This window comes from Enterobacter sp. 2VL (genome assembly GCF_005503595.1).
Taxonomy (GTDB): domain Bacteria; phylum Pseudomonadota; class Gammaproteobacteria; order Enterobacterales; family Enterobacteriaceae; genus Enterobacter; species Enterobacter cancerogenus.
Genome location: NZ_SCNE01000001.1, coordinates 572,514 through 585,073 on the forward strand (window position 1 = coordinate 572,514; position 12,560 = coordinate 585,073).

Genomic DNA, 12,560 nt, shown 5'->3' on the forward strand with positions numbered 1-12,560 from the left:
TTTTTAGTGTTACTTCAGCAAGCGAACGCGACAGGTTTTTCCTTTAATTTTACCGCCCTGCAACTGCTTCCATGCTTTATGCGCCACCGACTGACGCACGGCCACATAGACGTGTGCCGGATGAACCACGATCTTCCCGATATCCGCCCCGTCAAGACCCATCTCACCCGTCAACGCGCCCAGTACATCGCCCGGACGCATTTTGGCTTTTTTACCGCCATCAATGCAAAGCGTCGCCATTTCAGCGTCAAGAGGAACAATGCTGACGCTGGCAGGCGCGTTCACCCAGTTGAGCTTAAGCTGCAGCATTTCAGACAGAATATTGGCGCGCTGAGCCTCTTCCGGCGCACAGAAGCTGATGGCCAGGCCGCTATTGCCTGCACGGGCAGTACGTCCGATACGGTGAACGTGCACTTCCGGATCCCATGCCAGCTCGAAGTTGACGACCAGCTCTAGCGATTTAATGTCCAGACCGCGTGCCGCCACGTCGGTCGCTACCAGCACGCGGGCGCTGCCGTTAGCAAAACGGACCAGCGTCTGGTCACGATCGCGCTGTTCGAGATCGCCGTGCAGGGACAACGCGCTCTGTCCGGCGGCGTTAAGGGCATCACACACCGACTGGCAATCTTTTTTGGTGTTGCAGAACACCACGCAGGACGCAGGCTTATGCTGGCTCAGCACTTTCTGCAGCAAGGCAATTTTGCCCTTCTGGGAAACTTCAAAGAACTGTTGTTCAATGGCGGGCAGCGCGTCCACAGTATCAATTTCGATGGTGAGCGGCGCGTTCTGCACACGACCACTGATGGCCGCGATGGCCTCTGGCCAGGTTGCCGAGAATAACAGGGTCTGACGATCCGCCGGGGCGAAGCGGATCACCTCATCGATGGCATCGCTAAAGCCCATATCCAGCATACGGTCCGCTTCGTCCATGACCAGCGTTTGGAGCGCATCAAGTGAAACGGTGCCTTTTTGCAAATGATCGAGAAGACGTCCCGGCGTTGCCACGATGATGTGCGGCGCATGCTGCAAGGAGTCACGCTGCGCACCAAAAGGTTGTCCGCCGCACAGGGTCAGGATTTTGGTGTTCGGCAGGAAGCGCGCCAGACGACGCAGTTCACCAGCGACCTGATCCGCCAGCTCACGCGTGGGACACAGTACCAGAGACTGCGTCTGGAATAGCCCGGCATCGATACGCTGTAACAGCCCCAGACCGAATGCAGCCGTTTTCCCACTGCCGGTTTTGGCCTGCACACGCACGTCACGGCCTTCAAGAATAGCAGGCAATGCCGCAGCCTGGACTGGGGTCATGGTGAGATAGCCCAACTCATTAAGGTTCTCGAGTTGGGCGGCAGGCAGAACATTCAGGGTAGAAAAAGCGGTCACAATATACTCTCGTGGTCATCATCGCAGTCAGATGGCGCGTATCCTCGCAGATCTCTGCTAACGATGCGACAATTTAATCGGTTCTTCATCGGGCGGCGGATCGGGCATCGGCTGTGGGCGCGGAACAGGATCGGGTATTGGGGTGGGATCGGTTGGTACCGGATCGGACTGATGTGGGTTCAGGTGTTGCAGGTTAGATCGCATATATCTTCTCCTCCAGGTTGGGAACAGACTCTTTTAGGGTAGACGTTAAGAAGCTGGAGGCAAAAAAAAAGCCGACTCATTAAGTCGGCGTCGTACGAATCAATTGTGCTATGCAGTAATTCAAAAAAGGAAGTAAGACAATATGGAGCGCAACGCCCATCGCTTGACGTTGCATTCACCTGCGGGAGTAATAGTGCACCTTACGGGGTAGATGTTTATTGACTTCGCTCAATTAAAATGTCGTTTTAAGGCCATCTTCGCATCGAAAAAACGTAAATTTACAGCCATTTACTACGATGCAACCACCATGCAACACCGCCAATTAAAACCACTAACATGATGCAAAAAACGGAGAAGCCGAACCGGTACTCGCCCCCGGGGATCCCACCCAGGTTAACGCCGAACAGCCCGGTTAAAAATGTGCTGGGTAAAAACACCATGGCCATGAGCGACATGGTATAGGTTCGTCTCGCCAATGACTCTTGCATAACCTGGGCGATTTCATCTGCCATCACCGCCGTTCTGGCAATGCAGGAGTCGATCTCATCCAGCCCGCGCCCCAGCCTGTCCGCAATATCCTGCATCCGTCGACGCTGATCGTCATTCATCCAGCTTAAACGCTCGCTGGAGAGCCGCGCATAGACATCGCGCTGAGGCGTCATATAGCGACGCATCACGATAAGCTGTTTGCGCAGCAGCGCCAGGAAACCACGCGGCGGTATCTGCTGGTCCAGCAGATTGTCTTCAAGATCGATAATTTTATCGTGCAGCTCTTCGATAAACTCGCTGGCATGATCGGTCAGGGCATCACACACATCAACCAGCCAGCTACCGCAATCCGTCGGGCCGGTGCCCTCTTTCAGATCGTTAACGACATCGTCAAGCGCCAGCACCTTACGCTGGCGGGTGGAGATGATAATGCGCTCGTCCATATACAGGCGCATCGCCACCAGCTGGTCAGGGCGTTCGTCAGTGCTGCCGTTTATGCAGCGCAGCGTAATCAACGTCCCCTCGCCCATCCGGCTGACCCGTGGGCGCAGGCTTTCTCCTGCCAGAGCATCACGGACGCTGTTGGGCAGAAGCGGCGTCATTGCCAGCCACTCGGCGCTCTCGGGATGGGTATAGTTGAGGTGTAACCAGCAGGGATGCTCACTGCTGATTTCATCGCTATTTTCGAGGGGCCTCGCACCACCGCGGCCGTCGAACATCCACGCGAACACCGCATCAGGAACGTTAAGTTCAGACCCTTTAATGCTCTCCACTGCGCCTCCACCTTTTCATCTCGTTCGCAGTCAGTCTAGCTTTCGTATAACGTTACGCAATAATTATGTTCCCCATCGCGCTGAAATAGCTCAGGAAATGTACATTTTATACCTGGGTGGTGTAGACAGGCGTTTTATACGACGGAGCAGCAAGGATGAAATGGCTGGACGCGGGTGCGGTCGTAAAAAGCCTGGCACGCCAGGCTTTTATATTAGTTAATGAGAATGCCCCGGGCGCGGAGAGAACACTAACGGGCGAAGGGATTGCGGCGCTTGCACCCCCGGTTGGTCGCTGTTATCAAGACGGAAGTTGCGGGTGCGGGTCTGCAACTCAATAACCTGATTACGCAGCACATCAGATGAGCCGTTCAGCTCCTCCACCATGGCAACGTTGCTCTGGGTTACGCGCTCCAGTTCGGACAGCGCCAGGGTAATTTGCGAAATCCCTTTCTCCTGCTCAGCGGTTGAGGAGGAAATATCGTCCATTAATCGGCTGACGTTGCCCGAGCCCGCGACAATCTCATGCATATTTCTTTCTGCCTGCGCGACGACGGTCGCTCCCTGGGTCACGTTGTTGCTGGTAACGTCAATCAGTGACTTGATGTTTTTTGCCGCCTCGGCGCTGCGGTGCGCCAGGCTCCTGACTTCTCCCGCCACCACGGAAAACCCTTTTCCATGATCACCGGCACGAGCCGCTTCAACCGCAGCGTTAAGCGCCAGAATATTCGTCTGGAAGGCAATGCCATCGATAAGGCTGATAATTTCCGTCATCTGCTGGGCGCATTCGGTAATAGATTGCATGTTATTGGCAACCTGCCCCATCAGCTCTCCCCCTTTGCGCGCCTGCATCGTCGCAACATTCGCCTGCTCGCTGGCCAGGCGGGTATTGTCGGCGTTATTTTTAGTGCTGGCGGCCATCTGTTCCATGCTGGCTGCGGTTTGCACCAGAGAGGCGGACTGCTGCTCCGTCTTCACCGACAGCTGCGCGCTGCGTGAGGAGAGTTGCTCTGATAGCGTCATGGCGGTTTGCGAGGAGGCACGGATCTCCCGAACCAGAGTGGCAATATTGCTGGATAAGCTGTTGATGCCGGGAATTAAACGTCCGGCACAGTTATTGCCAAACTCCGGGATAGAGACGGCCAGATTGCCCGACGTCACTTCTTCAATACTTTTTTTCACAGTGTTGATCGGCGTCACAAGATATTTTGTCATGTACGCCCAAAGTGAAAATAACGCGATGAAATTTAAAATAATGGAGGATAATAGAAGCATTGACCTGTCTGAAATTAAAGCAACCACACCTGCATTTACCAAAAAAACACATAAAAGGAAATAGATAATAAAAGTTCTGACACTAATATTTCTTAGCATGATGATTCCCACAACTTTATATTTTGGTCGGCATTAAGGTATATAGCACTGGCAGCAAAGTTTGTCCTCACGATCTGCGCTGCTTTGCAGTTTTGCCGCATGATTGCAGAAATTTCATTTAAGGCGAAATAAAGCATCGTATTACTTGAAATGTTGGCTTCGACATCCTGTCCTGCTGGTTTATGGCATATTCAAGCGATAACATTATCTCTGAGGACGCCAGATATTTGCAGGCATACTTAAGGAGCAATGATGTAAACCTCCTGTATTGTGTAGCGATGCTTAACAGGCTATTAAAGATAATATATATCATATTTTTGATGGGTTATTTTTAATACGACGGGTTATGTTACCCAATAACTGACTCACCATGTTTAAACCCGCATGTCACTGGCACAGAAAAGGTATGCCCGACAGGCGAACTTTGTAACTCCTTTTGGCGTGGGATGGCAGCATGCTCAATGTATCGTGGGACCCGGTATTAATCGCCATCTCGTATCTGGTGGCATTTATCGCCTCGTTTGTGGCGCTGGACAGCGCGGGAAAAATCCCTCTCTCTGGGCGTAAGGCCGCGATGTTCTGGCGCATGGCGGGCGGGATCACGCTGGGTATTGGGATCTGGTCAATGCATTTCATTGGTATGCTGTCGATGAACATGCCGATGATCATGAGTTATCATCTCTGGCTCACGCTCACCTCACTCGGCGTGGCGGTCCTGGCGTCTACACTGGCCATCAACATTGCCGTTCGCGGAAAATCGCTCTCACCCTTACGCCTGATCTTTGCCACGCTCATTCTCAGTGCAGGCGTCGTGTCGATGCATTACGTCGGTATGGCAGCGTTGATGCTCAAAGGCGGTATCATCTGGGACAGGCGTATCGTTCTGCTCTCAGTCATCATTGCCGTCGCTGCGTCCGGCGTTGCGCTCTGGCTCGCCTTCCACCTGCGCGACAAACGGAAAGGCGTCTTTATCAACCGCATTGTCGCCGCGCTGGTGATGGGCGCGGCGATCTGCGCCATGCACTATACCGGCATGAGCGCCGCCCATTTTCACGAGATGGAACACACCGTGCCGGGCGGCATCAGCGAACTGGGTTTATCGATATGGGTCTCCGTAACGACGTTATGCCTGCTGGGGATCATGTTGATTATCTCGCTGGTGGACTCTCACTGGCGCACGGCAAGGCTGACCGACAATTTGCAGCAACTCAACCGTCAGCTCGAACTGCAGGCGCGTTTTGACGCCCTCACCGGCCTTGCCAACCGGCATCAGATGGATATCCGGCTACAGGATTGTCTGCACAGTGCGCTTCTCAATAAAAAATCGTTTGCCGTGGTATTTCTCGATATCGACCATTTTAAACGGGTGAACGATACCTGGGGTCACCACGTCGGTGACGAGCTGCTCATTGCCGTTGCACAGCGAATTACGGCAAGGCTAAGCCGGGAGATCACGCTGGCCAGGCTGGGAGGCGATGCATTCATTCTGCTGCTCCCGGACTACGACGATGAGAAGCTGAACCTGCTGCTTACTCCCCTGCTTGAAGATATCCGTCGACCGCTATCCGTGTGTGGACATACGCTGAGCGTCACCCTCAGTGCGGGAGTAAGCCTCTATCCCGAGCATGGCGAAACGCTGCATGAGCTAAAACTCAAAGCAGATGCGGCCATGCAACACATCAAACGGGAGGGACGTAACGGATGGGCGGTGTACCGGGCACAGATGTCCACCGTCATCCCGGCAGAGCCGGGTTTCCTGCAGGAGCTCTCCCAGGCGCTTGAACGCGATCAGTTTGAACTTTGGTATCAGCCAACCTATATCGCCGATCAAAATGCGATCCATGGTTTCGAGGCGCTGCTGCGCTGGCGACACCCGGAGCAAGGCGTTTTACTTCCAAACCTGTTTTTACCGTCGCTGGAGCAAACGGGGCTGATCGTGCCGGTGGGAAACTGGGCCATTGAAGCCGCCTGTCGACAGCTGCATTTCTGGACGGAACAGGGTTTCAGCCAGTGGACATTGTCGTTCAACCTGTCGCCAGTACAATTTGAACAGCAGGATTTATTCCAGGTTATTTCATCCATGCTGCAAAAATATAACCTCGCGCCATCCCGGCTCATTCTGGAAGTGACAGAGAGTACCGCGCTCAAAGATCTCGATCGCAGCATTGAGTTGCTTAATGCCTTCAACCAGGCCGGGATCACCGTTTCAATTGATGATTTTGGTACGGGGTATTCCAACCTGCTGATGCTGAGCGTCCTTCCGGCTAAAGAACTAAAAATCGACCGAAGCTTTGTCAACTCAATGCTGGTAAATGAAAAAAGCAGAAAACTGGTTGAAACTATTATTAATATTGCCCGCACCATGGAAATGAGCGTGGTCGCAGAAGGAATTGAAACAGAAGAACAACAGGCCGCGCTGGCGGAGATGGGCTGTGATTACCTTCAGGGTTTTCTGTTCTCCCGACCGTTACCGGCAGAACAGGTACCCTGGCTGCTTTTGCAAAAAAACTCAGATAAACAAATTATCCCCATAGGGAAAATACATTCTGATTCATCTTATGTTTCACAAAAAAATCATGCTTGATGTGATTGAATAAGGTATGTTTCAAAAGAACCCACGCGAAATAATTCCGGCGTGATCGTCAGGCACCGCGTGCCGATGAACAGGATTTTTCTATGTCGCAACACAGCTTCGATGCGCTGCATTTGATTACCACGCCCGTGTGGCTGATTTCTCCTGTTTCAGAACAGATACTTTTTGCCAACGCCGCGGCAGCTAAGGTTATGCGTAATAAGACCCTCAACGAAATGCGAAGAGGAATATATTCCGCCAGTGCCCAAACCGTTCTTTCTATGTATGTCGCCGACCTGAAAACCGATCGGGAAATTATTGAGATTTGGACAGTCTGGCGTGATGCTCAGGAAACCACGTTGAGCTGCCGGCTCACGCTGAATCATATTGAGCCTTATGGCGACATTATTCTGTTTGAAGGTCTTCCACAGCAGCCATCCGCCGGACTCAAGGCCAGCCGTTCGGCGACCTATCAACGCAAGAAACAGGGATTTTACGCACGGTTTTTCCTCACCAACAGCGCGCCGATGTTGCTCATCGACCCTGCCAGAGACGGTCAAATTGTGGATGCGAATCTCGCCGCGCTGAATTTTTACGGCTATCTCCACGATGAGATATGCAGCAAACACACCTGGGAGATCAACACGCTGGGCCGTAATATTCTGCCCGTTATGACCGAGATTGCCCGTTTGCCCGGCGGCCATAAACCGCTCAATTTTGTACATCGTCTTGCCGACGGCACGACCCGCCACGTGCAAACGTATGCCGGGCCTATTGAGATCTACGGCGACAAGCTGATGCTATGCATCATTCATGATATTACCGAGCAAAAAAGGCTCGAACAGGAGCTGGAACATGCCGCACTCCGTGATTCGATGACCGGTCTGCTTAACCGTCGCCAGTTTTATGCCATTACGGAGCAAACCAACCCTTCCCATCTTCCCGCGCAGCAGCAATTCAGCCTGCTGCTGGTGGATACCGATCGTTTCAAGGACATAAATGATGTGTTCGGACACCTCAAAGGCGATGAAGTGCTGATTTCGCTTTCGAGAACGCTGGAGACCTGCTGCCGGAAAGATGATTATGTCTTCCGCTGGGGAGGTGAAGAGTTTGTGCTTCTGCTGCCGCGTACCCCGCTCGAAACCGCGATGCAAATAGCCGAAACCATCCGCGCCACGGTGGCGCATATTACGATCCCGGGGCTGCCACGTTTTACCGTCAGCATTGGCGTGGCGCGGCACAATCAGGGTGAGAATATTGATGCGCTGTTCAAGCGTGTAGACGACGCACTGTACCGCGCCAAAAACGATGGCCGCAATAAAGTCCTTGCCGCATGAAACTGGAGTAAAACAGAAACCCCCGCTACAATGCCCACCTCGGAAAATGGAATACAGGTGGGTTAGTCTGCGATGGGAAAAACAGAAATAATACTCATCTTAACTATTTTAAGCCTTATTATATTTGGGCTATGGTTTATTTTTAGCGGCGAGATCTGGTACGTCGTCGAATATTTTGAAAACAGTCTTTATCCGTCTATTGAGGCGTTGTAGGAAACGATTAAAATGAGTGTCTTTCGCCCTTCAACATCTCTTTTAAGCAATCATTTCTGAATAGCGGCCAGGCGCTGCAGAAGGGGTTGCCTGACATTAGCAGGCAACCCGCACACATCAGTGCTTCTCAATATACATCGTGCGGCTATACGCTACGTCTTCCGGGTTGTTAATCGGATAACCTTTAACCCACGGCTTAATCAGACGCCCATTGGTGTACTGATAGATAGGTGCGATAGGCGCTTTTTCCGCGAGAATTTTCTCAGCCATGTTGTAATCAACGTTACGGGCTTTGGCGGTGGTTTCCAGCGTCGCCTGGTTGATAATCTTATCGTACGCAGGATCGTTAAAGCGGGAGATATTCCCGCTATGGGTCGAGGTCAGCAGCGACAGGAAGGTCGATGGCTCGTTGTAATCTCCTACCCATGACGCACGGATCACATCAAAATTGCCGGTATTGCGGCTATCAATGTAGGTTTTCCACTCCTGATTCTGCAGTTTGACGTCAACGCCCAGGTTTTTCTTCCACATAGACGCCACCGCAATGGCAATCTTCTGATGGTTTTCGGAGGTATTATACAGCAGGGTTAACTTCAGTGGGCGCTGAGGACCGTAACCTGCGGCCTGCAGGAGGGTTTTTGCCTGGGCGTTCAGCTCCTGCTGCGTCATCTGCTCAAAAGGTGATTTCTCCGGAGTAAACCCTGCCGTCACGTCCGGCGTGAAATGCCAGGCGGGCTTCTCACCCGTGCCTAATACCTTCTCGGCCATAATGCGGCGATCGATCGTCATGCTCAGTGCAAGACGCACGCGGGCATCCGCAGTGGGGCCTTTTTGCGTGTTAAAGGCATAGTAATAGGTGCCCAGCTGCGGCGGGGTGTAAACCTGTCCAGGAATATCTTTGAGCAGCTTCTGGTACATGTTTTTTGGGAAAGATTCGGTGATATCAATATCACCTGCCAGATAGCGTTTGGTTGCCGATGACTCCTGGTTAATGGGAATAAACGTCACTTTTTTCAGTACCGTTTTCGCATTGTCCCAGTAGTGGACATTCGGTTCGACCACCAGTTTTTCATTTACGACGCGGTCTTTCAGCACATACGCGCCGTTACCGACCAGTTGACCAGGGCGCGTCCATTCCTTGCCGCTTTCGACATTGGCTTTCTGGACAGGGAAAAACGCAAAGTTTGCCGTCAGGTTACTGAACCACGGCAGCGGTTTATCGAGCTGAACGCGTAGGGTTTTGGCATCAACAGCCGTTACGCCAAGCGTATCAGGTGCCGCTTTACCGTCGATGATTGCCTGGGCGTTAGTAATGCCCGCCAGTGCAGCAAACCACGCAAATGGCGAAGTGGTTTTCGGGTCGACCAGACGCTGCCAGCTATAGACAAAGTCCTGCGCCGTTACCGGCGTACCATCGGACCACTTAGCGTTGTCACGAAGCGTGAAGGTCCAGGCACGGTTATCATTGCTTTGCCAGTGCGTTGCCACGCCGGGCGTTAATTCCCCTTTCTCATTCTGATTAACCAACCCTTCATACAGATCGCGGATCACCTGAATCTCCGGTAATCCCACCGCTTTCGCCGGATCCAGCGAAGCCGGTTCATCTTTAATATGTCGGACAAGTTCCTGTTTTTGCGCCAGCACAGTTCCCTGTGGCACATCAGCAGCATAAGAGAGTGAAGAGAGTCCGCACAGCCACAGCGCAGAACAAAGCAGCGAAACAGGATGCTTCATAAGATCCCCTTTAAGAAGTCAGCTAACAGCAGTTGCGTAATTATTTGTTTCGAAACAGAGAAATGCAAATACCTTAACCCGGAAAGTTGATATCTGACAATTTTAAGCCGCACAGGAAACGCATTGATTTACCCCCGATTTTGCACAACACTGCCTGTAAAGACTTCTTCATCAGGATTTCCTATGGCACTGACAAGACCCCGAACAGAACGCGGCGCTTTCCCGCCAGGAACCGAGCATTATGGCCGCTCCTTTTTAGGCGCACCGCTGATCTGGTTCCCTGCTCCTGAGGCCGATCGCGATAGCGGTTTAATTATTGCCGGTACACACGGGGATGAGAACTCCTCCATCGTGACCTTATCCTGCGCGCTGCGCACTCTTGCTCCGGAACTGCGTCGCCATCACGTCATTTTGACCGTCAACCCGGACGGCTGTCAGCTTGGACTACGGGCAAATGCGAGAGGGATCGATTTAAATCGTAATTTCCCGGCGGCTAACTGGCGTGCCGGTGAGACGGTGTATCGCTGGAACAGCTCGGCCCGGGAGCGTGACGTTGTTTTACTGACGGGAGAAAAGCCCGGCTCTGAACCGGAAACCCAGGCGCTGTGCCAGCTTATCCATAAGATCCACCCCGCGTGGGTGGTCTCTTTTCACGATCCGCTGGCCTGCATTGAAGATCCCCGCCACACGGCGCTGGGTCAGTGGCTTGCTGACGCGTTTTCCCTGCCGCTGGTGACAAGCGTTGGCTACGAAACGCCGGGATCCTTTGGCAGCTGGTGCGTCGATCTGGGGTTACACTGCATTACCGCAGAATTCCCGCCGATATCGTCCGATGAGGCAAGCGAGAAGTACCTCAAGGCGATGGTAGATCTTCTGCAGTGGCAACCTCAAAGGTGAAGCACCCCGGTGGAAAAGCTCAGCGCAGGTGAGACATCCACAGCAAGCCAGGTTGGGCCATCGAGATCGGCAAAGCGCACCTGATTTGCTAACGGTAACGCTGCGCCGATCGCCCTGGAGGTGCACAGCATGCAGCCAAGCATTAAGCCAAATCCTTCCTCTCTGGCCGCTTGCGCAAGGGCAAGCGCTTCGGTTAACCCGCCCGTTTTATCGAGCTTGATGTTCACCATCTCATACCGGCCTTTTAGCTGCGACAGGCTGTCACGGGTATGACAGCTTTCATCTGCACAGATCGGCAACGGATGAATGAAATTCTCCAGAGCCGCATCCTCATTCGCCGGTAAAGGTTGCTCCAGCATGGCGACGCCTAAATCGGCCAGGAGCTGGCAGCGTGCGGCCAGTCCTTCACTATGCCACGACTCGTTTGCATCAACGATCAGGGTTGCCTGCGGCACGGCCTCACGAATGGCGACCATACGCTCACTCAATGACCGATCGTCGAGTTTCACCTTGAGCAGCCGCGCGCCAGTCTCATACAACGCTTTTGCGCTTGCGGCCATCTGTTCGGGTTCGCCAATCACGACGGTTTGCGCGGTGACGAGCGACTCTGGCAACGTCACGCCCAGCATGGCGGACAAAGAGGATTGCTGCTGTGCTGCGTCAAGACTCCAGAGCGCAGAGTCGATGGCGTTACGGGCTGCGCCGGCAGGTAAACGTTGCTGGAGCGCGTCACGCGTCAACCCGGTTTGCAGCTCGGGCACCAGGATCATAATTTGCGCCATCACCGAGGCGAGGCTCTCCCCGTAACGCGGATAAGGCGTACACTCTCCCACGCCCTTCACGCCCTCTTCTTCTATCTCCACCACGACAACGCTGGCTTCGCTACGGCTGCCGCGGGAGATCACAAACGGGGTATGCAGTGGCCAGGCTTCTTCATAGACCTTAACGCTTCTCATCATTGACTCCTTGCAGCCCGGTAAGGCGAAAAATTGGTTTGCCGTGTTATCTGCTGTTGGCATACACTAGCCACGACGTTAACTATTTGTAAACAGGAAGATATCTATGTCACAACTCGTCCATTTCCAGGGCAACCCGGTAGCTGTTGCAGGTTCCATTCCTCAGTCTGGTAGCAAAGCGCAGCCTTTTACTCTGGTAGCGAAAGACCTGTCCGACGTCACGCTGGCCCAGTTTGCCGGCAAACGTAAAGTCCTGAACATTTTCCCAAGCATTGATACCGGCGTATGCGCCGCGTCCGTGCGTAAATTCAACCAGCTGGCGACCGAAATGGACAACACCGTGGTGCTGTGCATTTCTGCTGACCTGCCGTTTGCCCAGTCTCGCTTCTGCGGAGCCGAAGGCCTGAGCAACGTTATCACCCTTTCCACCCTGCGCAGCCCGGAATTCCTTGAGCAATACGGCGTGGCTATCTCCGAAGGTGCGCTGAAAGGTCTGGCGGCCCGTGCTGTTCTGGTCATCGACGAAAACGACACCGTTGTATTCAGCGAGCTGGTTAACGAAATCACCACCGAGCCGGATTACACCGCCGCTCTCGACGTGCTGAAAGCGTAATAACAAAAAAGCCTCTTT

Annotated in this window: 11 protein-coding genes; 5 read left to right on the plus strand and 6 right to left on the minus strand. The window is 53.2% G+C overall.

Features of this window, described 5'->3' with window-relative positions:
* Window positions 1–9: 9 nt before the first annotated feature.
* The 4 genes from dbpA to FFS28_RS02695 all read right to left on the minus strand — a co-directional run bounded on the left by dbpA (window position 10) and on the right by FFS28_RS02695 (window position 4,061).
* Window positions 10–1,383: an ATP-dependent RNA helicase DbpA gene (gene dbpA, locus FFS28_RS02685; RefSeq protein WP_006175540.1), complete on the minus strand. Its 1,374-nt coding sequence runs from the start codon at window positions 1,381–1,383 to the stop codon at window positions 10–12.
* A 57-nt stretch (window positions 1,384–1,440) separates the two neighbouring features.
* Entirely contained in the window at window positions 1,441–1,587 is a 147-nt protein-coding gene (gene ynaL, locus FFS28_RS21660) for a proline-rich small protein YnaL (RefSeq protein ID WP_171007371.1), read from the minus strand.
* A gap of 278 nt (window positions 1,588–1,865) precedes the next feature.
* A complete protein-coding gene (zntB, locus tag FFS28_RS02690) occupies window positions 1,866–2,849 on the minus strand; it encodes a zinc transporter ZntB (protein WP_006175542.1) in 984 nt (327 codons plus the stop codon).
* A gap of 216 nt (window positions 2,850–3,065) precedes the next feature.
* On the minus strand, window positions 3,066–4,061 hold the full coding sequence (locus FFS28_RS02695) for a methyl-accepting chemotaxis protein (RefSeq protein WP_502704960.1): 996 nt from the start codon (window positions 4,059–4,061) through the stop codon (window positions 3,066–3,068).
* A gap of 613 nt (window positions 4,062–4,674) precedes the next feature.
* On the opposite strand from FFS28_RS02695, the gene FFS28_RS02700 reads away from it, so the two are divergent.
* The 3 genes from FFS28_RS02700 to FFS28_RS21665 all read left to right on the plus strand — a co-directional run bounded on the left by FFS28_RS02700 (window position 4,675) and on the right by FFS28_RS21665 (window position 8,342).
* Window positions 4,675–6,804, plus strand: coding sequence for a putative bifunctional diguanylate cyclase/phosphodiesterase (locus FFS28_RS02700; RefSeq protein ID WP_137848693.1), 2,130 nt, complete (start codon window positions 4,675–4,677; stop codon window positions 6,802–6,804).
* Window positions 6,805–6,896: 92 nt separating this feature from the next.
* Window positions 6,897–8,129 carry a GGDEF domain-containing protein gene (locus FFS28_RS02705; protein ID WP_137848694.1) on the plus strand — a complete coding sequence of 411 codons (1,233 nt, stop codon included), beginning with the start codon at window positions 6,897–6,899 and terminating at the stop codon, window positions 8,127–8,129.
* A 72-nt stretch (window positions 8,130–8,201) separates the two neighbouring features.
* The gene (locus tag FFS28_RS21665; RefSeq protein WP_042319897.1) at window positions 8,202–8,342 is read left to right on the plus strand and encodes an Ecr family regulatory small membrane protein; all 141 of its coding nucleotides are present in this window, start codon (window positions 8,202–8,204) and stop codon (window positions 8,340–8,342) included.
* Between the two features lie 117 nt (window positions 8,343–8,459).
* Here FFS28_RS21665 and FFS28_RS02710 read toward each other — a convergent pair whose 3' ends face one another.
* A complete protein-coding gene (locus tag FFS28_RS02710; RefSeq protein ID WP_101737626.1) occupies window positions 8,460–10,076 on the minus strand; it encodes a peptide ABC transporter substrate-binding protein in 1,617 nt (538 codons plus the stop codon).
* 183 nt (window positions 10,077–10,259) lie between these two features.
* Between FFS28_RS02710 and mpaA the strand changes: the two genes are divergently transcribed.
* Window positions 10,260–10,973, plus strand: a complete 714-nt coding sequence (gene mpaA / locus FFS28_RS02715; RefSeq protein WP_006175574.1) for a murein tripeptide amidase MpaA — start codon at window positions 10,260–10,262, stop codon at window positions 10,971–10,973.
* Here mpaA and ycjG read toward each other — a convergent pair.
* Window positions 10,964–11,929 (minus strand): L-Ala-D/L-Glu epimerase, encoded by a 966-nt coding sequence (gene ycjG / locus FFS28_RS02720; RefSeq protein WP_137848899.1) that lies wholly within the window; start codon window positions 11,927–11,929, stop codon window positions 10,964–10,966. The genes mpaA and ycjG overlap by 10 nt on opposite strands.
* A 106-nt stretch (window positions 11,930–12,035) precedes the next feature.
* On the opposite strand from ycjG, the gene tpx reads away from it, so the two are divergent.
* Window positions 12,036–12,542 carry a thiol peroxidase gene (gene tpx, locus FFS28_RS02725; RefSeq protein ID WP_006175578.1) on the plus strand — a complete coding sequence of 169 codons (507 nt, stop codon included), beginning with the start codon at window positions 12,036–12,038 and terminating at the stop codon, window positions 12,540–12,542.
* Window positions 12,543–12,560: the final 18 nt, after the last annotated feature.